Origin of the sequence: Nocardioides limicola (assembly GCF_016827675.1) — a bacterium.
In the GTDB taxonomy this organism is placed as follows: domain Bacteria; phylum Actinomycetota; class Actinomycetes; order Propionibacteriales; family Nocardioidaceae; genus Nocardioides; species Nocardioides limicola.
This window is the reverse complement of the sequence record NZ_JAERJA010000002.1, coordinates 58,563-82,508: the sequence shown is the minus strand read 5'-3', so window position 1 is coordinate 82,508 and position 23,946 is coordinate 58,563. Positions and strand designations below refer to the sequence as shown.

At 69.9% G+C, this 23,946-nt stretch carries 24 protein-coding genes and 4 tRNA genes; 16 read left to right on the top strand and 12 right to left on the bottom strand.

The genetic code is table 11. The annotated features are described in order from the left end of the window. Positions 1–42: 42 nt before the first annotated feature. Together JKG67_RS04205 and bcp are read right to left on the bottom strand one after the other, a co-directional pair. Positions 43–119: transfer RNA gene (locus JKG67_RS04205), tRNA-Leu, on the bottom strand. Positions 120–150: 31 nt separating this feature from the next. Next, entirely contained in the window at positions 151–630 is a 480-nt protein-coding gene (gene bcp / locus JKG67_RS04200) for a thioredoxin-dependent thiol peroxidase (RefSeq protein ID WP_203336027.1), read from the bottom strand. Positions 631–718: 88 nt separating this feature from the next. Here bcp and JKG67_RS04195 point away from each other — a divergent pair, with 88 nt between their 5' ends. From JKG67_RS04195 to JKG67_RS04170, 6 genes are read left to right on the top strand one after another with little or no spacing between them, the layout of a single operon-like run. Then, on the top strand, positions 719–1,399 hold the full coding sequence (locus JKG67_RS04195) for an energy-coupling factor ABC transporter permease (protein WP_203336026.1): 681 nt from the start codon (positions 719–721) through the stop codon (positions 1,397–1,399). Then, on the top strand, positions 1,396–1,701 hold the full coding sequence (locus tag JKG67_RS04190) for a PDGLE domain-containing protein (protein WP_203336025.1): 306 nt from the start codon (positions 1,396–1,398) through the stop codon (positions 1,699–1,701). The genes JKG67_RS04195 and JKG67_RS04190 overlap by 4 nt, the downstream gene beginning before the upstream one ends. Before the next feature lies 1 nt (position 1,702). Then, a complete protein-coding gene (cbiQ, locus tag JKG67_RS04185; RefSeq protein ID WP_203336024.1) occupies positions 1,703–2,365 on the top strand; it encodes a cobalt ECF transporter T component CbiQ in 663 nt (220 codons plus the stop codon). After that, complete coding sequence (locus tag JKG67_RS04180) at positions 2,366–3,109, top strand: energy-coupling factor ABC transporter ATP-binding protein (RefSeq protein WP_203336023.1); 744 nt, start codon at positions 2,366–2,368, stop codon at positions 3,107–3,109. Positions 3,110–3,119: 10 nt separating this feature from the next. Beyond that, a complete protein-coding gene (locus tag JKG67_RS04175) occupies positions 3,120–3,371 on the top strand; it encodes a DUF3618 domain-containing protein (RefSeq protein ID WP_307816427.1) in 252 nt (83 codons plus the stop codon). 16 nt (positions 3,372–3,387) lie between these two features. Then, complete coding sequence (locus tag JKG67_RS04170; protein ID WP_203336585.1) at positions 3,388–3,687, top strand: GroES family chaperonin; 300 nt, start codon at positions 3,388–3,390, stop codon at positions 3,685–3,687. Positions 3,688–3,782: 95 nt separating this feature from the next. On the opposite strand, the gene JKG67_RS04165 is transcribed toward JKG67_RS04170, so the two are convergent. Further along, entirely contained in the window at positions 3,783–4,061 is a 279-nt protein-coding gene (locus JKG67_RS04165) for an HU family DNA-binding protein (protein ID WP_203336022.1), read from the bottom strand. Positions 4,062–4,254: 193 nt separating this feature from the next. On the opposite strand from JKG67_RS04165, the gene mgtE reads away from it, so the two are divergent. The 3 genes from mgtE (at position 4,255) to JKG67_RS04150 (ending at position 9,254) form a co-directional block, all read left to right on the top strand. Next, on the top strand, positions 4,255–5,580 hold the full coding sequence (gene mgtE, locus JKG67_RS04160) for a magnesium transporter (RefSeq protein WP_203336021.1): 1,326 nt from the start codon (positions 4,255–4,257) through the stop codon (positions 5,578–5,580). Positions 5,581–5,668: 88 nt separating this feature from the next. Continuing rightward, positions 5,669–7,213 (top strand): cellulase family glycosylhydrolase, encoded by a 1,545-nt coding sequence (locus tag JKG67_RS04155; protein ID WP_203336020.1) that lies wholly within the window; start codon positions 5,669–5,671, stop codon positions 7,211–7,213. 121 nt (positions 7,214–7,334) lie between these two features. Further along, positions 7,335–9,254, top strand: a complete 1,920-nt coding sequence (locus JKG67_RS04150; protein WP_203336019.1) for a PhoX family protein — start codon at positions 7,335–7,337, stop codon at positions 9,252–9,254. A gap of 6 nt (positions 9,255–9,260) precedes the next feature. Here the strand turns inward: JKG67_RS04150 and JKG67_RS04145 are convergent, their stop codons facing one another. The 3 genes from JKG67_RS04145 to JKG67_RS04135 form a co-directional block, all read right to left on the bottom strand. Continuing rightward, positions 9,261–9,659 (bottom strand): hypothetical protein, encoded by a 399-nt coding sequence (locus tag JKG67_RS04145; RefSeq protein WP_203336018.1) that lies wholly within the window; start codon positions 9,657–9,659, stop codon positions 9,261–9,263. Positions 9,660–9,730: 71 nt separating this feature from the next. Then, positions 9,731–9,803: transfer RNA gene (locus JKG67_RS04140), tRNA-Lys, on the bottom strand. 73 nt (positions 9,804–9,876) lie between these two features. Next, positions 9,877–11,418, bottom strand: coding sequence for a phytoene desaturase family protein (locus JKG67_RS04135; protein ID WP_307816426.1), 1,542 nt, complete (start codon positions 11,416–11,418; stop codon positions 9,877–9,879). Positions 11,419–11,518: 100 nt separating this feature from the next. Here JKG67_RS04135 and JKG67_RS04130 point away from each other — a divergent pair, with 100 nt between their 5' ends. Beyond that, entirely contained in the window at positions 11,519–12,469 is a 951-nt protein-coding gene (locus tag JKG67_RS04130; RefSeq protein WP_203336017.1) for a pirin family protein, read from the top strand. 136 nt (positions 12,470–12,605) lie between these two features. Here JKG67_RS04130 and JKG67_RS04125 read toward each other — a convergent pair. Both JKG67_RS04125 and orn read right to left on the bottom strand, forming a co-directional pair. After that, positions 12,606–12,678: transfer RNA gene (locus tag JKG67_RS04125), tRNA-His, on the bottom strand. Positions 12,679–12,756: 78 nt separating this feature from the next. Next, positions 12,757–13,368 (bottom strand): oligoribonuclease, encoded by a 612-nt coding sequence (orn, locus tag JKG67_RS04120; protein WP_203336016.1) that lies wholly within the window; start codon positions 13,366–13,368, stop codon positions 12,757–12,759. An 83-nt stretch (positions 13,369–13,451) separates the two neighbouring features. On the opposite strand from orn, the gene JKG67_RS04115 reads away from it, so the two are divergent. Beyond that, the gene (locus JKG67_RS04115; protein ID WP_203336015.1) at positions 13,452–14,015 is read left to right on the top strand and encodes a hypothetical protein; all 564 of its coding nucleotides are present in this window, start codon (positions 13,452–13,454) and stop codon (positions 14,013–14,015) included. A gap of 9 nt (positions 14,016–14,024) precedes the next feature. On the opposite strand, the gene JKG67_RS04110 is transcribed toward JKG67_RS04115, so the two are convergent. Then, positions 14,025–15,359, bottom strand: coding sequence for an NAD-dependent malic enzyme (locus JKG67_RS04110; protein WP_203336583.1), 1,335 nt, complete (start codon positions 15,357–15,359; stop codon positions 14,025–14,027). A gap of 133 nt (positions 15,360–15,492) precedes the next feature. Between JKG67_RS04110 and JKG67_RS04105 the strand changes: the two genes are divergently transcribed. Beyond that, complete coding sequence (locus JKG67_RS04105) at positions 15,493–15,756, top strand: hypothetical protein (RefSeq protein WP_203336014.1); 264 nt, start codon at positions 15,493–15,495, stop codon at positions 15,754–15,756. Positions 15,757–15,783: 27 nt separating this feature from the next. Here JKG67_RS04105 and JKG67_RS04100 read toward each other — a convergent pair. Further along, a tRNA-Arg gene (locus tag JKG67_RS04100) sits at positions 15,784–15,857 on the bottom strand. A gap of 44 nt (positions 15,858–15,901) precedes the next feature. On the opposite strand from JKG67_RS04100, the gene JKG67_RS04095 reads away from it, so the two are divergent. Beyond that, positions 15,902–16,780 (top strand): hypothetical protein, encoded by an 879-nt coding sequence (locus tag JKG67_RS04095; protein ID WP_203336013.1) that lies wholly within the window; start codon positions 15,902–15,904, stop codon positions 16,778–16,780. Here JKG67_RS04095 and JKG67_RS04090 read toward each other — a convergent pair. After that, entirely contained in the window at positions 16,747–17,823 is a 1,077-nt protein-coding gene (locus JKG67_RS04090) for a methyltransferase domain-containing protein (RefSeq protein WP_307816425.1), read from the bottom strand. The two genes, JKG67_RS04095 and JKG67_RS04090, sit on opposite strands and share 34 nt — an antisense overlap. A gap of 70 nt (positions 17,824–17,893) precedes the next feature. After that, complete coding sequence (locus JKG67_RS04085; protein ID WP_307816424.1) at positions 17,894–19,327, bottom strand: aminopeptidase P family protein; 1,434 nt, start codon at positions 19,325–19,327, stop codon at positions 17,894–17,896. A gap of 52 nt (positions 19,328–19,379) precedes the next feature. On the opposite strand from JKG67_RS04085, the gene JKG67_RS04080 reads away from it, so the two are divergent. The 3 genes from JKG67_RS04080 to JKG67_RS04070 are packed head-to-tail and all read left to right on the top strand — an operon-like array spanning position 19,380 to position 23,927. Beyond that, complete coding sequence (locus JKG67_RS04080; protein WP_203336010.1) at positions 19,380–20,498, top strand: PrsW family intramembrane metalloprotease; 1,119 nt, start codon at positions 19,380–19,382, stop codon at positions 20,496–20,498. Next, positions 20,495–22,225: a P-loop NTPase family protein gene (locus JKG67_RS04075; RefSeq protein WP_238997964.1), complete on the top strand. Its 1,731-nt coding sequence runs from the start codon at positions 20,495–20,497 to the stop codon at positions 22,223–22,225. The genes JKG67_RS04080 and JKG67_RS04075 overlap by 4 nt, the downstream gene beginning before the upstream one ends. Positions 22,226–22,271: 46 nt before the next feature. Beyond that, positions 22,272–23,927 (top strand): GTPase, encoded by a 1,656-nt coding sequence (locus JKG67_RS04070; RefSeq protein WP_203336009.1) that lies wholly within the window; start codon positions 22,272–22,274, stop codon positions 23,925–23,927. Positions 23,928–23,946: the final 19 nt, after the last annotated feature.

Here is a 23,946-nt window from a genome sequence, read left to right as displayed (position 1 = left end):
ATCCGCGTCGAGTTGGGCCTTGTCCGCGGGGTACGCCGGAAGTGGTGCGCCCGGTGAGAGTCGAACTCACACTGGCCAGGACCTAAACCTGGTGCCTCTGCCTGTTGGGCTACGGGCGCTCAGCGACCAACCTTAGGGCCGCTGACCCTCTCACGCGGCGTCGAGGCCCAGATCTCGGCGCAGCTTGGCCACGTGGCCGGTCGCCTTGACGTTGTACTGCGCCAGCTCCACGGTGCCGTCCTCACCGACCACGATCGTCGACCGGATCACTCCCTGGACGAGCTTGCCGTAGAGCTTCTTCTCGCCGAAGGCGCCCCAGGCCGTCATCACTTCCTTGTCAGGGTCGGAGAGCAGGGTGATGGTGAGTGCGTCGCGCTCGCGGAACTTGGCCAACTTGGTGGGCTTGTCCGGGGAGATCCCGAGCACCTCGAAGCCCTCGCCGCGAAGCCGGTCGATCGAATCGGTGAAGTCGCAGGCCTGCTTCGTGCAGCCCGGCGTCATCGCTGCCGGGTAGAAGTAGACGATCACCTTCGTGCCGCGCAGCGACGACAGAGTGACCTCCTCGCCGGTGTCACTGGTCAGGGTGAAGTCGGGTGCCTGGTCGCCGACGGCGAGACGGGAGGCGCTCACGTGCAGTCCTTTCGACGTGCGATTGCTGTTGCGAGTCGTTTGCAACTAGAGTGTCGCTGTTCGTGTCCTCAACCTACAAGGACCCCTCGTGCACGTCCCCGACGGATTCCTCGACCTGCCCACCTCGGCGGCCACCGGCGCCGTCGCCGTGGCCGGAGTTGCGCTGGCCCTGCGCGGCGCCCGCCGCGAGCTCGACGACCGCACTGCGCCGATGGCCGGGCTGGTGGCCACCTTCGTGTTCGCCGCCCAGATGATCACCTTCCCGGTCGGCGCCGGCACCAGCGGCCACCTGATGGGTGGTGCGCTGGCGGCGATCCTGGTCGGTCCTTGGACCGGTGTCCTGTGCGTCAGCGTCGTCCTCGGGGTCCAGGCACTGCTGATGGCCGACGGCGGGATCACTGCGCTGGGGACCAACATCACCCTGCTGGCGCTGGTCGGGGTGGTCGTCGGCTGGCTGGTCTTCCGTGCCCTGGTCCTGGTGTTGCCGAAGCGGGACGCCGTCATCCCACCGGTCGCCTTTGCCGCCGCCTTCGTCAGCGTGCCGGCCGCAGCTGCGGTCTTCACCGGCCTGTACGCCGTCGGCGGCACCGCGCCGGTCTCGATCGGAGCGGTGCTGACCGCGATGCTCGGCGTGCACGTGCTGATCGGGATCGGCGAAGGAGTGATCACCGCGCTGGTGGTCGCCTCGGTGCTCAAGGCTAGGCCCGATCTCGTCTACGGCGCCCGCCACCTCCGACCCGTCCCGACCGTCGAGGAGGTCTCCGCGTGAGCCGCCGTACCTTCACCGCACTCGCCCTGCTGGCCACCCTGCTGGTCGCCGGAGTGCTCAGTTTCTATGCCAGCGAGTCACCCGACGGGCTCGAGCATGTCGCCGAGACCACCGGGTTCGCCGCCGCCGAGACCGACCATGCCACCGAGGCCAGCCCGTTCGCCGACTATGGCTTCACGCTCGTGGACTCCGACCGACTCTCGGTGGCAGTGGCCGGGATCCTCGGATGCGCTGTGGTGCTGCTGCTGATGCTCGGGTTGGCGCGGCTGGTTCGTCGCCCCTCCGTCGACGCCGAGGCCTGAGATGGGTGCCGGTCACGGTCACCGGCTGCACTACCACGGCCACAGCGTCGTACACCGGGCCCAGGCGCACCACAAGGTGCTGGCCTTGCTCGGCTTCATGCTGGTAGTGGTGGCCACGCCGGTCACCTGGTACGCCGTGTTCGCGGCGTACGCCGTCATCCTGCTCGGGGTGGTCGCCGCCTCACGGGTCCCGTTCGGCTACCTGGCGAAGCGGATGCTGATCGAGGTGCCGTTCGTCGTGTTCGCGGTGCTGATGCCGTTCGTGGCCACCGGGCCACGGATCCAGGTCCTCGGCCTCAGCCTCTCCGAAGCCGGACTGATCGCCGCAGGCGGCTTCCTGATCAAGGCCAGCCTGGGGGTGCTCGGCGCGCTGACCCTGGCCGCCACCACCGAGGTGCCCGACCTGTTGGCCGGGCTGCAGCGGTTGCGGATCCCCGCCGAGATGGTGGCGATCGCCTCGTTCATGGTGCGCTACCTCGACGTGGTCACCGCCGAGATGTCCCGAATGTTCACCGCGATGCGTTCGCGCGGCTCCGACCCACGGTCGCCGCGACACTGGCCGGCGATGGCGCGTACTCTCGGAGCCCTCTTCATCCGTTCCTACGAACGCGGCGAGCGTGTGCACCTGGCCATGCTGTCCCGCGGCTACACCGGGAGGCTGTGAGTGGAGCCGGTGCTCGACGTCCGTGGCCTGACCCACGCCTACCCGGACGGCCATCGCGCGCTGCGCGGCGTGGACCTGCACGTGCACGCCGGGGAGCGGGTCGCGCTGCTGGGTCCCAACGGCGCCGGCAAGACCACGCTGGTGCTGCACCTCAACGGCATCCTCACGCCCACCTCCGGCAGCGTCGCGGTCAGTGGCCTCGGGGTGCAGAAGGGGAATCTGGCCGAGATCCGCCGTCGGGTCGGGGTGGTGTTCCAGGATCCCGACGACCAGCTCTTCATGGGCAGCGTCCGCGACGACGTCGCGTTCGGCCCCAAGAACCTCGGCCTGCGCGGTGCCGAGCTCGACGCCAGGGTGGCCGAGGCGCTGACCGCGGTCGGGATGAGCGAGTACGCCGATCGGCCGCCGCACCACCTCTCCTTCGGGCAGCGCCGTCGGGTCGCCGTGGCGACGGTGCTGGCGATGCACCCGGAGATCCTGGTGCTCGATGAGCCGTCCTCGAACCTCGACCCCGCCTCGCGCCGCGAACTCGCGGAGATCCTGCGCGGCCTGGACGTGACCGTGCTGATGGTCACCCACGACCTGCCGTATGCGCTGGAGTTGTGCGAACGGGCGGTGATCCTGCATGACGGCGTACTGGCCGCCGACGGTCACACCCGGGACCTGTTCTCCGACCCGGAGTTGATGGCGGCCCATCGGCTCGAGCTGCCGTTCGGGTTCGATCCGCGCAGTGTGGCGCGGTAGCCTTGCCGGCGTGACCTCCGAGCATGACGAACTCAAGCGCGACATGGCCGAGACGCGTGAGCGCCTCGCCGCCAACATCGACCAGCTGACGGTGCGGCTGAGCCCGAAGGAGATCGGTCGGCGCAACGTCGCCTCGGTCAAGGGCTACTTCGTGGAGCCGGTCACCGGCGCCCCGCGCACCGACAACATCCTCAAGGTGGCAGGCGGCGTGCTCGGGGTGGCTGCGGCCTTCCTGGTGATCCGCAAGGTTGTGCGTGGCTGACAAGACGCCGATCAGGATGCTCCACGACCGACTGCTGGTCGAGGTCGACCGGGAGTCGGGGGAGCGGAGGTCCTCGGGTGGCATCGTGATCCCGGCCACCGCGGCGATGGGTGGTCGCCGGTTGACCTGGTCGAAGGTGGTCGCTCGTGGTCCCCAGTCCCGCTCCATCGAGGTCGGTGACCGCGTCCTCTTCGACGCCGAGGACAAGGCCGAGGTCGAGGTGCATGGCGAGCTCTACATCGTGATGCGCGAGCGAGACGTGCATGCGGTGGCCAGCGACCGTCTCGGTGAGGACGCCACCGGCCTCTACCTGTGACGTGACTGACTCGTGAAGTGACTGACCTGTGAAATGACGTCAGCGGAAATGACGTCAGGGCCGCCCCCGAAGGGGCGGCCCTGACGTCTTTGGCGTTACTTGCCGGAGACCTGGGTCTTGAACGCGGCCGCGGCCTTGAAGCCGGGCACGGTGGTCGCGGCGATCTTGATCTCGGCGCCGGTCTGCGGGTTGCGGCCGGTGCGGGCGCTGCGCTCGCGGGGCTCGAAGGTCCCGAGACCCGGGATCTGCACCTTGTCCCCGCCGGCGACAGCAGCGCGGATGGTCTCGGTGAGAGCCTTGATGGCCTTGTCAGCGTCGGCCTGGGTCAGGCCGGCGCCGTTGGCGACGCCCTGGACGAGCTCGTCCTTGGTCATGCGTGATTCTCCTCAGCTGAGTGATCCGGTCAATGCCCGCGCGGACGGGGGCAGTGAGCCCACCCTACGCGGGTGGAACGCCGCGTTCACGCGGGCCCCGCCCGCGTGTCTCGGGTTCTGCGGTGCGGCGCTCGCAGGGGTCTTGTCGGGACGTGAAAGGGTGAGTGCGTCCAATCGCTCCAGGAGGTGGCCCATGACACGAGTCTCCGAGTTGATCGAGCGACGCCATCTGGGCGTCCTCGCCTCCTGGCTGAGTGAACACGCGCCCCACGAGATCGCCGACGAGTTGGCCCGTCTCGGTGCGGTGGACGCCGTGGTGGCCTTCCGGCTCCTCGGCAAGGACCGGGCGCTGGAGGTGTTCGAGGAGCTCGACCCGGTCGACCAGGGTGCGCTGCTCGAAGGGCTCCGGCAGGACGCCTTCCGGGAACTGGTCGAGGGGATGGACCCCGACGACCGGGCCCGGATGCTCGGCGAGGTGCCGGCCAAGGTCGCCAAGCGGGTGCTGGCAGGGCTGAGCCCCCACGAGCGGCGGATGACCGCCGCGCTGCTGGGCTACCCGGAGGATTCGGTCGGCCGGTTGATGTCTCCCGAGGTGGTCGCCTTGCGCGAGGGCCTGACAGTGGGCGATGCGCTGCGGATCGTCCGCGAGCGCGGCGAACATGCGGAGACGGTCTACACGCTGCCGGTGGTCGACCCGGGCCGGCGACTGCTCGGCGTCGTCGAGTTGCGTGACCTGGTGCTCGCCTCCCGGGGTGCCGAGGTCGGCGACCTGGTGGATCGGGACGTGCCGCGGGCGCATGCCACCGACGATGCCGAACGAGCCGCCCGGCTGATGCTCGAGACCAACGTGCTGAACCTGATGGTCGTCGACAGCGAGGACCGTCTGGTCGGCGTGTTCACCTCCGACGACGCTCTCGAGGTGATCGAGGCCGCCGACACCGAGGATGCCCAGATGCAGGCGGCGTCCACGCCGTGGCAGGGCCACTACATGTTCGTCAGCGTCTGGCGGATGGCTCGGTCGCGCGCGGTGTGGCTGCTCCTGCTGCTGGTCGCGGCGGTGCTCACCGTCAACGTGCTGCAGGCCTTCGAGGGCACCCTGGAGGAGGTCACCAAACTGGCGCTCTTCATCCCGCTGCTGGTCGGCACCGGTGGCAACGCCGGCGCCCAGGCCGCCTCCGCGGCGGTGCGCGCGCTCGCGGTCGGCGAGGTGCGCACCTCGGATCTGATCGCGGTGATCTGGCGTGAGTGCCGGGTGGGGCTGCTGCTCGGCTCGATCCTGGCCGCGGTCGGGATGGGGATCGCCGCACTGCTGGTCGGCCTCGACATCGCCATCGTGGTCGCGATCTCGTTGGTGGCGATCTGCAGCTGGGCGGCCACCGTCGGCGGCACCATGCCGTTGCTGGCCCGCAAGGTGGGCATCGACCCGGCGGTGATCTCGGCACCGATGGTGACCACCCTGGTGGACGCCACCGGTCTGCTCATCTATTTCCTGGTCGCGCACGCCGTGCTCGGGTTGTGAGCGTCTCACTCTGTGAGTGACCCAGTTCACAAAGGGGACCCCTGTCGGCGCATACTAGAACCTGTTCTCGTCATGGACAGGGGAAGAGATGCTGGTACGACGACTCACCGCGGCTGCACTCTCGGTGGTGCTCGGCGCTGGATTGCTCGGTGCCCCACTGATTGGTGCCCCACTGCTGGGCTTCGGGGCGGCGGCTGCCTCGGTCGAGGGATCGGTGGCCGCCCACAGCTCCGTGCTGTCCGCGGAGACGAAGCCACGACCGCGGCAGCAGTTGCGTCGTCAGGGCCGCTGGATGGTGGACCCGCAGGGCCGGGTGGTCCTGGTCCACGGCGTGAACCTGGTCTACAAGCACGCTCCCTACGTCCCCCCGGCCACCCGAGGCGGGTTCCTGGAACGAGACGCCCGGTGGCTGCGCCGACACGGCTTCAACGCCGCGCGCATCGGCACCCTGTGGGCCGGGCTGACCCCCGATGCCCCTGGAGTCGCCGACCACGGCTACATCGCTGCCTGGCAGCGGATCATCGATCTGCTGGCCGAGAACCGCATCTGGATGCAGTTCGACTTCCACCAGGACATGTGGCACGAGACCTACGGTGGCGAGGGCGCTCCGGACTGGGCGATGATCCGCCCCGCTCCCTACTCGCTGTTGCCGTACCTGCCGGTGCCGTTCCCGATGGGCTATTGGACGCCCGAGGTCTCCACCGTCTATGACGAGTTCTTCGCCAACAAGCACGGGCTGCTCGACGGCTGGGTGGCCGCGTGGGAGGTGGCGGCACGGACCTGGCGGAACCAGCCCTACTCGATGGGCTATGACCTGATCAACGAGCCGTGGGCGGGGATGGAGGGGATGACCTGCCTGGTCACCGGCTGCCCGGAGACCTACCGCAAGGAACTCCAGCCGGCGTACGAGAAGGCGCTGAAGGCGATCCGCGCCATCGACCCGGGGAACATCGTCTGGTGGGAGCCGCAGCAGTTCGCCGGGGCGACGCCGGTGGACACCTACTTCGAAGCGGTGGCGGGGGAGGAGAACCTCGGCTTCTCCTGGCACAGCTACTGCCCGCTGACCTTCGTGAACTCGATGCTGCTGCCGCTGATCGACACCAGCAACTGTGCCTCCTTCGCCGCTGGCCGCCAGGAGCACGCCCTGGACCAGGCCAGGCGGATGCGCGCGGTGCCGATGATGAGCGAGTGGGGCGCCACCGACGACGTGACCTCTTTGGCGGTGGACGCACGCGCCGCCGACGACCATCTGATGGGCTGGATGCACTGGGCCTACAAGCACTGGAACGACCCCACCACCGCCGACGCCGCGCAGGGGCTCTTCCACGACGACGCCAGCTTCGCGACCGTGAAGCAGGACAAGTTGCGGGTGCTGGTGCGCACCTACCCGCAGCGCACCGCCGGCATCCCGCTGTCGACGCGCTTCAACCCCGACAACGGCGACTTCCACTTCCGCTACCGGCCGAAGCGGTCGATCAAGGCACCCACGCAGATCTTCGTCAGTCCGTTGCACTACCCGAACGGGTGGCGGGCCCGGGTCGACAACGGTCGGATCGTCAAGCAGACCAAGCGGCGACTCGTGGTGCGTGCCACCGGCACCGACCCGGTCACGGTGCGCATCGTGCGCCGCTGAGCCCGTTCAACCAGGAGCCCCCGGCTGCTCCGCCGCCGTTCAACTGACGGCCACCGGTTCGCCCTGTGGCCTCCCTAGGTTCGGTCGTGTCCACCACGTCCAGACGTTCCGGGAGTCCCAGATGACCACCTACATCGACATCGACCCAGACGAGATCTCCGACAACCCGACCGAGGGCCCCGATTTCGCCGACGTCGCCGCCGCCCGGGCCAGCCGCCGCGGGCTGATCGGCGGCGGCATGGCGCTGGCGGCCGGCTTCCTCACCACTCCGCTGCTCGCGGGACCGGCCGCGGCCACGACGAACGCCCCGACAACTGCCGCGCTGCGGCGTCACCTCCTGGGCTTCGAGGCGATCGGCCCGGGCTACGGCAACGAGGTCGTCGTGCCGCCGGGCTATACCGCCCGCGCCTTCGTCCCGTGGGGGACGCCGATCAGCGGGAACTTCCCGGAGTTCCGGCCGGGTGAGAACAGCGCCGCCGATCAGGAGCACCAGGTCGGCATGCACCACGACGGCATGCACTACTTCCCGCTGCACAAGGGGCCGCGAGGCAACGAGCACGGCCTGCTGGTGATCAACCACGAGTACACCGCCGAGGACCTGCTGCACACAGGAGTCGCCGGCGTGCCGCCGGTCTCGGCGTGGACGGCGGAGATGGTGGCCAAGTCCCAGGCCGCGCACGGTGTCTCGGTGATCGAGGTACGGCGTACCGCCGGTGGTGAGTGGGTGGTGGTGCCGTCGCGATTCAACCGACGGGTGACCGCGAACACGCCGATGGCCGCCAGCGGTCCGGCAGCGGGACACCGCCTGCTGCGCACCGCCGCGGACCCGATCGGCCGCAGCCCCATCGGAACCGTCAACAACTGCTCGATGGGGCCGACCCCGTGGGGCACCTACCTGACCTGTGAGGAGAACTTCCAGGGCTACTTCGCCGTCGAATCCGGCGACTACCCCGCCGAGGTGCAGACGCTGATGAGTCGGTACGGCGTCGGCGGCGACCGGTTCCGCTGGGCCACCCACGACGACCGGTTCCGGGTCACCGCGGCCGACCCGAACGAGCCGCACCGGTTCGGCTGGATCGTCGAGATCGACCCGTTCGACCCGCACTCGCGGCCGATCAAGCGGACCGCGCTGGGCCGGTTCAAACACGAGAGCGCCTACGTGCACACCAGCCGCGGTGGTCGGGTGGTCGTCTACTCCGGCGACGACCAGGCCGGCGAGCATGTCTACAAGTTCGTCAGCAGCGACAACTGGCACGCCGCCCGGGCCCGAGGGCGCAGTCCCCTCGACGAGGGCACCTTGTACGTCGCCCGCTTCAACGAGGACGGCAGCGGTGACTGGCTGCCGCTGGTGCAGGGCCGACACGGGCTCGACGCGGGCGCCGGCTTCGCCGACCAGGGCGACGTGCTGGTGAAGACCCGGCTGGCCGCGAGTGTGGTCGGGGCCACCAGGATGGACCGCCCCGAGTGGGTGGCGATGGACACCAATACCGGACTGGTCTACCTGACGTTGACCAACAACACCAGCTCCAGCAAGCAGGAGAACGCCGCGAACCCGCGGGTGCCGAACCGGTGGGGCCACATCATCAGGTGGCGGGAGTCCGGCGACGACCACACCTCCACACGCTTCGAGTGGGACCTGTTCGTGCTGGCCGGCCAGGGGCGGGACTCCGGTGACGGGTCCACGGTCCCGGCCGAGGCCGCCTTCGGCTCGCCCGACGGGCTGTGGTGCGACGCCGACGGCCGGGTCTGGATCCAGACCGACGGCGCCCAGCCGGCCGGCGCCAACGATCAGATGCTGGCTGCGAACCCCTATCGCCGCGACGCCCACGGAGCGCCGGAGATCAAGCGGTTCCTCACCGGCGTGGCCGGCTGTGAGGTGACCGGGGTGATCACCACCCCGGATCAGCGGACCATGTTCGTGAACCTGCAGCATCCCGGTGAGGGAGTGCCGAGCACCTGGCCGCACCTGGACGGGATCACCACCCCGCGGTCGGCCACCGTGGTCATCACCAAGGACGACGGCGGCATCATCGGCAGTTGACCGCGCTCAGACCGGCGTGGAGGTGTCTGACACCTTCGCGCCGGCCTGACGCAGCCGTCGTACCTCCCGGAGGGTGAGGATCCACGTGAAGGTGGCGACGGCGCCGCTCATGGCCGAGGCAGCGGTCTGGTCCCCCACGAGGAGTGGCAGGGCGTACAACGTGGTCAGCGCGGCGATGGCGGCGAAGGAGATCGCCCGATCTCGGTGGGCCGAGGCGGGTGGTGCTCCCCAGATCCGCCAGCAGGTGAGCAACATCAGCGAGAGTGCCAGCACGCCCAAGACGACCGCCAGCAGCTGGGTCCGTGGCGTGTAGTGCTCGAACTCGGCACCCGGGACGGCGAACACGTGCAGCATGAACCAGCCGAAGAGCAGCCACAGCGGCGACATCGGGGGGCGGGCCGGCATGGCGGCAACGTAGCGCACCTCGGCTGACATGCAAACGGCTCCCTGGCCGGAAGGCCAGGGAGCCGAATCTGTACGCCATCAGGGACTCGAACCCCGAACCCGCTGATTAAGAGTCAGCTGCTCTGCCAATTGAGCTAATGGCGCATCGCTGCGAACAGCGAAGACAACTCTAACGCGCCGTGCGCGCGGGTGTGAAATCGAGACGGCGTGGGACTCCTCACTCGAGCAGTTCCAGGGCCGCGGCCGAGGCGTTGTGGCCGCCGAGCCCGGAGACCGCGCCGCCGCGACGGGCGCCGGAGCCGCACAGGAGTACGCCGGGCACCCGGCTCTCCACGCCCCACCGGCGCGCCGGGGTGTCCAGCGCCGCCTCGTCGGGTGCCCAGGGCCACTGGAGGTCGCCGTGGAAGATGTGCCCGCCTGGCATCGCCAGATCGGCTTCGACGTCCTGGGGGAGCTTCACCTCCACACACGGCCGCCCGTGCCCGTCACGGGCCAGGCAGTCCTCGATCGGCTCGGTCAGGTGTTCGTTGATCGAGGCCAGCACCCGAGCCAACACCTCGGCGCGGTGTGCCTCGGGCTCCGGCTCGAAGAGCGAGGCAGGAGCGTGCAGGCCGAAGTAGGTCAACGTGTGGCCCGCCCGGCCGCCCAGGATGGAGGGGTCGGTGAGCGTGTGGCAGTAGATCTCACCCGGCAGCTCCGTCGGCAACCGCCCTGCGGCCGCTTCGTCGTACGCGCGCTGGAGGGCCTGCCAGCCTTCGGCCAGGTGCAGGGTGCCGGCGAAGGCCACCTCGGGGTCGACGCCACTTCGCAGCGTCGGCAGCCGATCCAGCAGCAGGTTCACCTTCACCTGGCAGCCCTCGGGCTTGGGTCCCGGCTCCGCTCCGATCAGGCGGTCGAGCACCCACGGCGCCACCCCGGCCAGCACCAGGCGGCACTCGGCCCGCTGCGGCCCGGATTCGCCGCGCCACGTCACCTCGGATCCGGCTGCACCGCTCTCGATCCGCTCCACCTCGGCGCCGGTCAGGATCTGGGCGCCCGGGTTGCTGGCTGCGGCCAGCAGCGCGTCGGTGACCGCCCCCATGCCGCCGATCGGAACCCGCCACTCGCCGCCGACCAGGTGGTAGAGCAGGCATCGGTTCTGGATCAGCGAGGGGTCGGCCAGTGACGCGAAGGTGCCGATCAATGCATCGGTGGCCACCACGCCGCGGACCGTGTCGTCGTCGAAGGTGCGCTCGATGGCGTGCCCGATCGCAGTGGTGACGAAGTCGCGCCAGACCTGCGCGTCGACCTGTGCGCGCAGCACCTGCTCTCGGGGCAGTGGCTCCATCAGGGTCGGTGCGATCGCCCGGCACAGGGTGTCGGCGCGGCTGTAGAAGTCGCGCCAGGCGTCGTACTCGTCATCGCTGCCGGTCAACGTCCGGAAGGACGCCCGGGTGGCTTCGCCCTCGGCCCGCTCCACCAACAGTCCGGGGCCACCTGGGACCGGTGTGTACGACGCCACGGCGCGTGAGGCCAGCCGGATCGGCAGGTCCAACTCCTCGATGAGTGCCTGCGGCATCAGGCTGACCAGGTACGAGTACCTGGACAGTCGGGCGGGCACTCCCGCGAACGCCTGTGCCGAGACCGCGGCCCCGCCGACCTGGCCGGCCCGTTCCAGCACCAGCACCGACTGCCCGGCCCTGGCCAGTCGGGCGGCGGCGACCAGTCCGTTGTGGCCGGCGCCCACCACCACCACGTCGTACGTCGTGTGTGTCGTCACGCTGGAACCGTATCCGGTGAGGCGTGGGACAGGACGAAGGGAATAGTTTAAGATTCAATGAGTGTTGTGGTCAGTACATCCTGAGAGGAAGGTGGAGATCATGCCCGCCGTCACCGTTGACGACCTGACCGTGCTGACCCGACTGCCCGCGCCCGGACTGGGTGACCAGCCCCGCGGCGTGAAGCAGGTGACCACCGCGCCGTCGGGCTACGAAGGCGAGGGGTTCCCGGTCCGCCGGGCCTTCGCGGGAGTGGACCTGCGCGACCTCGACCCGTTCATCATGATGGACCAGATGGGTGAGGTCGAGTACGCACCGGGCGAGCCGAAGGGCACCCCGTGGCACCCGCACCGTGGCTTCGAGACCGTCACCTACATCATCGACGGGGTCTTCGACCACGCCGACAGCCACGGCGGCGGCGGCACCATCACCAACGGCGACACGCAGTGGATGACCGCCGGCAGTGGGCTGCTGCACATCGAGGCGCCGCCGGAGTGGATGGTCACCCAGGGTGGCCTCTTCCACGGCATCCAACTGTGGGTGAACCTGCCGAGGAGCGACAAGCTGACCCAGCCCCGCTACCAGGATCTGCGCTCGGGCGAGGTGGCGCTGGCCACCTCCGCGGACGCCGGTGCGCTGGTCCGGGTGATCGCCGGCGACGTCGCCGGGAACGCCGGCCCCGGCGCCACCCACACCCCGATGGCGATGGTGCACGCCACCATCGCTCCCGGGGCCAGGTTGGACCTGCCGTGGGCGCCGGACTTCAACGCGCTGGTCTACGTGCTGTCCGGCAACGGCACCGTCGGCATCGAGGGTCGCCCGATCAGGCCGGGTCAGACCGCGGTGACCGGCCCAGGCGACTACCTCACCCTGACCGCGGACCAGGCTCAGCAGAGCCGCACCCCGGCGCTGGACGTGATCGTGGTCGGTGGTCGCCCCATCCGGGAGCCGATCGCCTGGGCGGGCCCGTTCGTGATGAACTCCCGTGACGAGGTGCGGACCGCCTACGAGGACTTCCAGAAGGGACGCTTCGGACACATCCCGGCCGGCTGACTCCTCCGATTCCCGTGCGTTCGACACCAAGAATGGCCCGCGGAAGGTGCGCAGTGCACGGGAATGGGCGGGTAGGCGGAGCTGAGCCGGCAACGCAGAAGGTCCCCGGCGAGTCGCCGGGGACCTTCTGCTTCGGGGTGAGTAACGGGACTTGAACCCGCGACATCCGCGACCACAACGCGGCGCTCTACCAGCTGAGCTATACCCACCATGACCCGTCCGCAGGTGCGCCGACGAGCCGAGCATGAAGTGTAGTGGCCTCGGCCAGCATCAGCCGAATCGGGGTCTCAGCGTTCGCCGGTGAGCGAGCCGCCGTGCCGCTCGGCGATCAACCTGGCCGCGTCGGAGTCCGGACCGGGCGGGGGCACGAAGACCGCCTCCCGGTAGTAGCGCAACTCCTCGATGCTCTCCTGGATATCAGCCAGGGCACGGTGGTTGCCCACCTTCGGCGGGGACTGGTGGTACGCCTTCGGGTACCAGCGCCGCGACAACTCCTTGATCGAGGAGACATCGACGATCCGGTAGTGCAGGAAGGCGTCGATCTCGGGCATGTCCCGGGCCAGGAAGATCCGGTCGGTGGCGACCGTGTTGCCGGCCAGCGGTGGCCGGGCGTTCCGCGGGCACTGATCCTGCACGTACCGCATCACCTGCTCCTCGGCCTCGGCCAGGGAGACGCCGTACTCGAGTTCGAAGAGCAGGCCCGAGGCCTTGTGCATCTCGCGGACGTAGTCGCCCATCTGCTCCACCGCCTCGGCCGGCGGCTTGATCACCACGTCGACCCCGTCGCCGAGGACATTCAGGTCGAAGTCGGTGACCAGCGCCGCCACCTCGATCAACGCATCCTTCGTCGCGTCGAGGCCGGTCATCTCGCAGTCGATCCACACCAGTCGGTCGTTCACGGGGAGTCACACTACCCAGTCACCCTGTTAGCCTCGCCGACACGGCGGGGACCACCTCCGCGCCCGATCGACAAGGAGCAGCGATGCGGCACATCTGGTTCGTGGTTCTTCGCGGGTGCGCGGCCCTGCTCGGCCTCGGTCTGGTGCTGACGGCGTGCGGTTCGGGTACGACGCTCGAGTGGCAGCGGCAGGCGACACCGTCGGGCACGTTCTCGGTCGAGTTCCCCGGTGAGCCGGTGCCCAGCAGCGAGGAGATCCCGGGCACCGACCTGATCGCGCACCTGCTGATGGTCGAGATCGGCGAGGATGCCTACGGCATCGTCGAACTGGACCTGGACGAGGACACGGCGTTCGACCTCGACGGCGCCGTCGAGGGGGCCATCGCCTCAGCCGGCGACAGTCTGGCCGAGGAGGCAGGCGTCTCCTCGGACCAGGTCACCGCCACCGAGACCTCACGGGTCACCGAGGAGTTCGAGGGCTCCGAGACCCGCCGCTACTCGGCCGAGCTGCGCGCCGGTGACCGGGTCGCCGAACTGACCTCGATCGTCTTCGTCCGCGGCCGGACGGTGGTGCAGATCATGGCGATCGACACCGGCGACAACGCCGAGGTCGTGAAGCGCTTCCTGGACTCGCTGCAGCTGAACTGAGCCGGATCCTCAGCCGCGGATCGCCGACGCCACCGCTTCGGACACTCCGGGGTGGAACACCGACGGGATGATGAAGTTCGGATTGAGCTCCTCGTCGCGGACCACATGCGCGATCGCGTCGGCAGCCCGCAGCATCATCTCGGTGGTCACCTCGTGGGCGCGGGCGTCCAGCAGGCCGCGGAACACCCCCGGGAAGGCGAGCACGTTGTTGATCTGGTTGGGGTAGTCGGACCGTCCACTGGCCACCACCGCGGCGTACCGGTCCGCCGATGCCGGGTCGACCTCGGGGTCGGGGTTGGCCAGGGCGAAGACGACCGGCTCGGCCGCCATCTCGGCGATCCATTCGGGCTTCAGTACGCCGGGGCCGCTGACCCCGATGAAGACGTCGGCGCCGGCGAGTCCGGCCCGCAGGTCGCCGCGGACGTTGCGCGGGTTGGTGCGGCCGGCCAGCTCCGCCTTCGCCGGTGACAGGTCATCGCCCGCGGCCAGGCAGCCTTCCCGATCCCAGACCACGACGTCGGGGACCCCGGCGGCGAGCAGCAGTGACACGATCGCGCTGCCGGCAGCGCCCGCCCCGGCCACCACCACCCGGACCTGCTCGAGCTCCTTGCCGACCACCCTCAGGGCGTTGGTGAGCGCGGCCAGCACCACGATCGCCGTCCCGTGCTGGTCGTCGTGGAAGACCGGGATGTCGAGGGTCTCGCGCAGACGTCGCTCGATCTCGAAGCATCGCGGTGCCGCGATGTCCTCGAGGTTGATCCCGCCGAATCCGGGCGCGATCAACTGCACCGCCCGGACGATCTCGTCGGTGTCCTGACTGTCCAGGCAGATCGGCCACGCATCGATGTCGGCGAACCGCTTGAAGAGGGCGCACTTGCCCTCCATCACCGGCAGTGCCGCACCGGGGCCGATGTTGCCCAACCCCAGCACCGCGGACCCGTCGGTGACCACGGCCACGCTGTTGCCCTTGATGGTCAACCGACGCACGTCCTCGGGGTTCTCCGCCAGCGCCCGGCTGACTCGACCCACCCCAGGGGTGTAGGCCAGTGACAGGTCGTCGCGGGTCTTCAGCGGAACCTTCGAGGTGACCTCGATCTTGCCGCCCAGGTGCAGCAGGAAGGTCCGGTCGCTGACCTTGTGGATCTCCACCCCGTCGACGCCCCGGACGGAGTCCTGCAGTTCTACGGCATGGTCGGCATCGGCTGCCGAGCAACTCACGTCGACGACCAGACGCTCGTGGCTGGACTCGGCCACGTCGATGGCGGTGACGATGCCGCCGGCTGCCGAGATGGCGGTGGCCACATGCCCCACCACGCCGTGGTCGGGGGCGGTGTAGAGCCGCATGGTGATCGAGTAGGACGAGGTGGTGGCGGTTCGGGTCACCCCCACACCTTCGACCCGATCGAGGGTTACCGGCAAGTCCGTCCGGGCACGGGTCGGCGGGCGGAGCGCCGTCGACGACTCCTAGAGTGAGCCCATGAAGGTCGAACGGGTGCAGAAGTGGGTGATGTCGGCGCTGCTGCTGACCACGCTGTTGATCTTCGCCGGCGGCTTGGTGCTGCTCGCCGACAGCAGTGAGGTCGCCGGCGCCAAGCCGGGTCTGCTGGTGTTGGCCACGATCGTCGGGGTAGGCGCCGTGGTCGGCGTCCGGATCATCAACCAGCTCCGCATCCTGACCCCGTGGCTGCTACTGGGACTCCTGCCGGCCGCGGTCGGTGTCTGGCTGCACTACCTGGCCTGACGGGTGCGGCGATGGTCGGCGGTCGAGTGCCCCCGACAGGATTCGAACCTGTGACCCGCGGATTAGAAGGCCGCTGCTCTATCCAGCTGAGCTACGGAGGCAAGGCGCCCCCATTGTGACGTATGGCTGTGGTAGGCAGTGACGCATGGGTGACAACTCGACCCTCGACCGGCTCGAGCACGATCACGCCCTGGCCAGCTACCGCTACCTGAGGATCGGGATGGTGGTGTTGGTCCTGGCCCTGGCCACCTCGCTGGTGGTGGAGTGGCTGGGCACCGGCGCCAGCTGTCTGCAGCCGTCGATCAGCGCCTACTTCTACACCCCCGCCCAGGCGGTCCTCGTCGGATCACTGGTCGCCATCGGCGCCGGGCTGATCATCATCAAGGGCAACACCGACGCCGAGGACACCCTGTTGAACCTGGCCGGGATGCTGGCTCCGGTCGTCGCCTTCGTCCCGACGCCCTTCCGCGACCGGTGCTTCTCCGCCCCGGTGCACGCTGACAACCAGAGCGCGGCGGTGGCCAACAACGTCACCGTGCTGCTGGTCGTCGGTGCCCTCGGGCTGGTGGTGACCGGCTGGCTCGGGATGACCGGGCGGAGTCGCTGGGCCCCGGCCCAGCGGCGCGGCTGGCTGGTCGCCATCGGCGTGTACGCCGTCGCTGCCGCGGCGTGGTGCTGGCACCGCGACTGGTTCCTCGACGTGGCCCACTATGCGGCCGCGGTGGGCATGTTCGGCTGCATCGTCGCCGTGGTGTGGCTCAACGCGCTGGCCTATCGTCGGCGTACCCACTGCCGCCCGGCACGCAACCCGTACAGCCACGTCGCGGTGCTGATGCTGGTGCTGCCGGCGCTGATCGGGCTGGGGTGGTGGTTCACCCGGTCCGACCATGCGGTGCTCTGGGTCGAGGCGGCGCTGATCGCCCTGTTCGCGGCCTTCTGGGTGGTGCAGACCCGGGAGCTGTGGGGCGAGGTGGTCCGTGCCCCCGCGGGTCAGACGCGCGAAAGCAGCACCAGCACCTCGTAGTGCCGGGTCTGCGGGAACATGTCCATCAGCTGCGCCCGCATCGGCCGCAACGACGGCATCGAGGCCAGGTCGGCGGCCAGCGTCTCGGCGTGACAGCTGGAGTAGAGCACCCGAGGCACGCCGGAGGACTCCAGCCAGCCGGCCAGCTCCGGACCGATCCCGCGGCGCGGGGGATTGACGATCACCAGATCGGGGGCGGCCGTGCGGGCGCGGGCGAAGGCCACCGCGTCACCGGCCACGAACTCGCCACCCAAACCCGCCTGGTCACGGCTGGCCTCGGCGCTGCGGACCGCCTCCACGCTGGCCTCCACCCCGACCAGTCGACGGGTGCCGGACGCACAATGCAGCCCGAAACCACCGACGCCGCAGTAGAGGTCCCACAGCTCCGCCGGCCGCTCGCCCAGCTCCTCGTCGACCCAGTTCCGGGCCGTCGCATACAACCGGGCGGCCACCTCGGTGTTGGTCTGGAAGAAGCTCGCCGGCCGCAGCCACAGGGTCAGCTCATCGACCACGCCCAGGCGCATCGGCAACGCCTCCTGGTCGGTGAGCAGGATCTCCCGGGCGCCCTCCAGCACCGCCTTGTGCTCGGGCTGCACGTTCACCGACGCCACCCGCACCGGCAGCCGGGTCAGCAGCGAGGGCAGGTGCTTGCGGATCCGTGCCAACGCCTCGGTGGACCGCATCACGAACCGGACCATCAGTTCGGCGTCGGGAGACTCGGTGACGAGCAGGTGCTTGAGCTCGCCGCGGCGCGACGGCACGTCGTAGGGCACCAGCCCGGCCGTGCTGATGAACTCCGCCAGCGCCGGAAGGGCGGCCACCAGGCCGGGGGAGTGCAGCCCGCAGTCGCGCAGGTCGACCCCGCCCCCGGTGGGGTCGAGGATGCCCAGCGTCGGCTGCTCTGTGCTGCCGCCGACGACCATCTTCGCCTTGTTCCGGAAGCCTGACTCCGGGCCGGTCACCGGCGGCAGCCACACCGACTGGCTGCCGACCAGGGCCCGGCAGGCCTCGTCCTTGGCCAGCACCTGGTCGCGGTAGGGCACCGTCAGCAGCGTGCACGACCGGCAGCGGCCGGCCGCGTGGTGGGCACAGTCCACTAGGGGTTCCCAAGCACTAGGCGCGACCCTCGCGGTGCAGCGCCATCCACTCCTCCACGCCGTCGGAGGTCCGGGGCAACGCCACCGAGAGGTTCTCCGCCCCGTCGGCGGTGACCAGGATGTCGTCCTCGATCCTGATTCCGATGCCCCGCAGTTCCTCGGGCACCAGCAGGTCGTCAGCCTGGAAGTACAAGCCGGGCTCCACGGTCAACACCATGCCCTCGGCCAGGTCGCCCTTCGGGTACACCTCGGGCGCGGATCCGGCGCAGTCGTGCACATCCATGCCCAGCATGTGGCTGGTGCCGTGCAGCGTCCAGCGTGCGTAGGTCCGGTTGTCCGGATCCAACGCCTCCTCGGCGGAGACCGGCAGCAGACCCAGATCGTCCAGCGCATGCGCCAACACCGACATCGCCGCCTGGTGAGCGGCCAGGAACGGCGCTCCCGGCCGCACCGCGTCGATGCCCGCCTGCTGAGCGGCGTACACCACGTCGTACAGCTCCCGCTGCAATGGCGAGTAGCTGCCCGAGACGGGCAGCGTCCGGGTCACGTCGGCGGTGTAGAGGTTGTGTCCCTCCACCCCCATGTCGAGCAGGACCAACTCGCCGGGCACGATCGCGCCGGAGTTCTCGATCCAGTGCAGCGTGGTGGCGTGCGCACCGCCACCGACGATCGAGTCGTAGCCCAGATCGTTGCCCATCGCCCTGGCCCGGCGGAAGAAGGTGCCCTCGATCCAACGCTCGCCGTGCTCGAGCACCCGGTCCCACTCGGCCACCGAGTCGCAGAAGCCGAGCACCGTCGCGTCGCAGGCGGTCCGCAGCTCGCTGATCTCCCAGGCGTCCTTGACCAGCCGCAGCTCGCCGAGCACGCGGACCAGCTCCGCGTCCCGCTCCGCGTCGGGCTCGATCTCGGCGTCGACACGGGAGTCGACGCCGCGCAGCACCCGGGTCTTGGTGTCGCCGGAGAGCGCCTCCGGGAGGTCGGCCAGGTGTCGGACCGGCAGGCCCAGGGAGGAGGAGATCTCCCGCAGCGAGGGACGACGACCCACCCAGAGTTCGCCGTACTGCCGGTCCCGGAAGAACTCGTCGGTGTCGCGACCCGAGCTCGGTCGGGCGTAGAGCACCGCCTCCGCGGCACCGTCACTCCCGCTGGTGATCACCAGCACCGCGTCCGAGGTCTGGTTGCCGCACAGCCAGGTGTGCGCAGTCTCACAGCGGAACCGATAGTCGGTGTCGTTGGCGCGGACCTTGAACCTCCCCGCCGGCACCACCAGGCGCTCCCCGGGGAAGACCTGCGCCAGCCGGTCCCGACGCGCCGCCGCCCAGGCAGCGACCGGGTGTGGCGGCAACTCGAGGTCCCGACCTCCCCAACCCGTGCGCATGAACGCGGCGTACGCCTCCGGCACCGCCGGATCGTGGGACTCGGTGTGCAGCTCCAACTCCTTCTCGTTCACGCCCTTCACTGTACGCCGGAGGGCACCGCGGACTCGGTTAGGCTTTGCCACCATGCCCGTCACTCACCGCAACAGCGTTGCCTTCACCGTCATCGTTGCGGTGGCGGTGGTGCTGTGTTCGATCCCGCTGCTGCTGGTGATCCTGCTCTCGGGTGCGCCGACGACGATGGTGCTGGCGGTGATCCTGGCCGCATTGCCGGTCGGTCCGGTGCTGGCTGCTTTCATGTGGCTCGACCGCTACGAGCCCGAACCTCGGAGTCTGCTCGTCGCCGGCCTGCTGTGGGGGGCCCTGGTGGCCACCGGGGCAGCGCTGGTGATCAACGGCATCGGCGGCTTCTTCGTGGGGTTCGACAGCCCGATCACCGTTGCGGTGGTGGCCCCGTTCGCGGAGGAGGCCACCAAGGGCTTCTTCCTGCTGATGCTGTTGTGGTGGCGTCGCCACGAACTCGACGGCATCCTGGACGGCATCGTCTATGCGGGCATGGTGGGCATCGGGTTCGCCTTCACCGAGAACATCCTCTACCTCGCCGCGGCGTACGACGGCACCGACGGTCTCGGTCCGGGCGGGGTCGAGGGAGTCACCACGGTCTTCGTGATCCGCTGCCTGTTCAGCCCGTTCGCGCACCCCTTCTTCACCGCGGCCATCGGCATCGGCGTCGGATTGGCGGTCACCACCCGCTCGCCGCTGGTGCGGTGGACCGCGCCGGTGATCGGCTACTTCTTCGCCGTCCTCGGGCACGCCCTGTGGAACGGCTCCACCTTCGTGGCCGAGGGAGTCGGCTTCATCCTCACCTACTTCCTGGTGATGGTGCCCGGCTTCGTGGTCCTGACCGGCTTCGCGATCTGGCTGCGCAGCTCGGAGAAGCGACTGCTGCACGACTCCCTGCACGACGCCGCGGCCCGCGGGCTGCTGCCGGCCGAGGAGATCCCGCACCTGGTGGACCTCCGGCACCGCCGTGCCAGCCGGCGACACGCCAACCAGTACGGTGGAGCTGGCGCCCGGCAGGCGATGCAGGACTACCAACAGGCTGCGATCGAGCTCGGATTCCTGCACCATCGCTACTTGCGGGGGACGGCGCCACACGACTTCGCCTCCCGTGGGCGTGCGCACGTTGCTCAGATGCAGGCCGCCCGGCCTCACATCTCCTTCCCCTTCCAGGTGGTGCCATGAACGACTCCCCGATGCTGACCGCGCTGGTGATGCTGCACGGCGCGCTGCAGGAGGTCCGGCTGCCCCTGGAACTGCCCGAGACCCCCCAGCAGCGTGACCTGCTCGCCGAGCTGATCGACCAGTTGGAGGACTACGCGATCCCGCGCTCGATGAGCGTGGAGGCGCCGCTGCTGGCCGTGGTCGGCGGCTCCACCGGTGCCGGCAAGTCCACCTTGGTGAACTCGATCGTGGGCCGCAAGGTCACCGAGTCGGGCGTGCTGCGCCCGACCACCCGCTCCCCGGTGCTGGTGCACCACCCCGACGACGCGGCATGGTTCGGTCAGGACCGACTGCTGCCGGAACTGCAGCGCACCGATCGGCAGACGCATGACCCCAAGGCGCTGCAGCTGGTGGCGGTCGATTCGATCCCGCCCGGCCTGGCGATCCTCGACGCCCCCGACATCGACTCGGTCGAGGAGCAGAACCGCACCCTGGCCGCACAGCTGCTGGCCGCCGCCGACATGTGGCTCTTCGTCACGTCCGCGGCCCGCTACGCCGACCAGGTGCCGTGGGACTTCCTGAAGCAGGCGGCCGAACGGTCGACCGCCGTCGCGATCGTGCTGGACCGGACGCCCGACGACGCGGTCGACACAGTGGAGGCGCACCTGGCCAGGATGCTGGCCAGCCGTGGGCTCAAGGACTCACCGATGTTCACCGTCCGTGAGGGCGTGCCGGATGCGGACGGGGTGCTGCCGGCCACGCTGGTGTCGGAGGTGACGACCTGGCTGGCCAGCCTCGCCAAGGACGCCGACGCCCGCACCGTGGTGGTGCAACAGACCTTGGACGGTGCCGTGCGGAACCTGTCGCGGCGTTCGTTCGCGGTCTCCGAGGCAGTCGCCGCGCAGGTGGAGGCGGCCAGCGGACTCCGGGCGGACGTCGACCGGGCCTACGACGAAGCGCTGGCGGCCATCCACGAGGCCTCCGCGGACGGCACCCTGTTGCGCGGCGAAGTGCTGGCCCGCTGGCAGGAGTTCGTGGGCACCGGGGAGCTGCTCAAGTCCCTGGAGACCAAGGTCGGCGCGGTCCGCGACCGGCTGGTGAACGCCGTACGAGGCAAGCCCCAGCAGGCCGAGCGGGTGACTGCTGCGGTCGAGTCGGGGCTGGAGACGCTGCTGCTGGAGCACGCTGAAGGGGCCGCCGAACGCGCCGCCAAGGCGTGGCGCAGTCACGGGGCCGGCGCTGCGCTGCTGGCTGCTGGCGACGACGATGTCTCGCGGGCGTCCCGGGACTTCCGGCGGCGCGCGGAGCGGCTGGTCCGGGACTGGCAGCACGGGGTGCTCGACCTGGTCCGGACCGAAGGGGCTGACAAGCGCGGCACCGCCCGGTTCATGGCCTACGGCGTGAACGGGCTCGGCGTGTCCCTGATGGTGGTGGTGTTCGCCTCCACCGGCGGCCTCACCGGCGCCGAGGTCGGGATCGCGGGGGGCAGTGCGGTGCTGGGTCAGAAGCTGCTCGAGGCGGTCTTCGGGGATCAGGCGGTACGCCGTCTCATCGCCACCGCCCGCGACGACCTGGATCGACGGGTCGCGGAGCTGATGCAGGGCGAACGTGCCCGGTTCCACGCCCTGCTCGCAGCCGCCCCGACCGACACCACGGTGGTGGAGCGGCTCCGCGAGTGCGTCCGCAAGATCGACGACCTCAGGTACGCCGCTCAGCATCGGGTGGGGGAGCACGGCTCGTCCTTCTGACCGCCACTAGAGTTCTCATCCAGACCATCCGAACTTGAGGGAGCACATGACGTCCTTGCTGGAGGGTGCCAGGCGACTGGTGACCCGCGGTTCCGACCTCGGCGAGCGTGTCGCCGGACTGCAGACTGCGGTCGACGAGGCGCGTGGCCGGGTGGACGACACGGTCCTGGACAACGTCCAGGTGGTGCTCGACCGGGTCAGCAGCAGGCTCAAGCTCTCCGCGGAGCACACGGTGGTCGCGATCGCCGGCGCCACCGGGTCGGGCAAGTCGTCGACCTTCAACAACCTCACCGGCCTGGAACTCTCCGCGGTCGGGGTGCGGCGGCCCACCACCTCCTGGGCGACCGCCTGCGTGTGGGGGCGTGAGGGTGCCGAGGAGCTGCTGGAGTGGCTCGGGATCGCCCCCCGGCACCAGGTGACCCGGGACTCGATGCTCGACACCGCCCGCGAGGACAACGCGCTGCAGGGCGTGGTGCTGCTGGATCTGCCCGACCACGACTCCACCGAGGTCTCCCACCACCTCGAGGTGGACCGGCTGGTCACCCACGCCGACATGCTCATCTGGGTCCTGGACCCGCAGAAGTACGCCGACGCCGCGGTGCACGACCGGTACCTCAAGCCGATGGCCGGCCATGCCGACGTGACCCTGGTGGTCCTCAACCACATCGACAGCGTCCCCGAGGCACGACGGCAGGCGATGCTCGACGACGTACGCCGACTGCTCGACGCCGACGGCCTGGTCGACACGCCGGTGATCGGTGCCAGCGCCCGCCAGGGCTGGGGGATGGACGAGATCCGCGCCGAGATCGCCAAGCGGGTGGCCCGGAAGAAGGCCACCAAGACCAGGCTCTCGGCCGACGTTCTGCAGGCGGCCGAGGCGCTCTCCACGGTGTCGGGTTCGGCCCGGCCGACGTCCCTGTCCAGCGAGCGGGTCGAGGATCTCACCGAGGCGCTGGCCGAGGCTGCCGGCGTACCGACCGTGATCGAGGCGGTGCGCGCCTCCACCAGGGTGCGGGCGGGCCGGGCCACCGGGTGGCCGGGGATCGCCTGGGTCTCCCGGTTCAAGCCGGATCCGCTGAAGCGCCTGCATCTCGACCTCGGCGCTGCCGGCCGGGAGTTGACTGCGATGCCGCGGACATCGGTCCCCGAGCCGACGCCGGTGCAGCGTGCCCGGGTGGATGCCGCGGTCCGGGAGTTGGCCGACGCCGCCTCGGTGGGCCTGCGTCCGTCGTGGGCGACCGCGCTCCGCGAAGCGTCGCTGTCGCGCATCGACGATCTCACCGACGCGTTGGACACGGCGCTGGCCGGCACCGACCTGGGGGTTCGCCGGCTCCCGTGGTGGGCGTCGACGGTGCGGGTGGTGCAGTGGCTGCTGGTCCTCACTGCGGTGACCGGGGCCGGGTGGCTCGGTGCCACCGCTCTGTCGGGCTTCCTGCAGTTCACGATGCCTGCCGCCCCGCAGGTCTCGGGGGTGGCGGTGCCGACGTTGATGCTGCTCGGCGGTCTGGCGGCGGGGATCCTCTTGGCGGGGATCTGTCGCTTCCTGGTGTCGGCGACGGCGAGATCGCGGGCACGGACCGCCGAGCGTCGGCTGCATCACGCGGTGGCCGACGTCGCCAATGAGCTCGTGGTGGTGCCGATCAACGCGGAGCTGGCGGCGTACGGGCGGGTGCGCGCCGGCATTGAGCGGGCGACCTCCTGAGTCACGGGCCGGTTCGGCT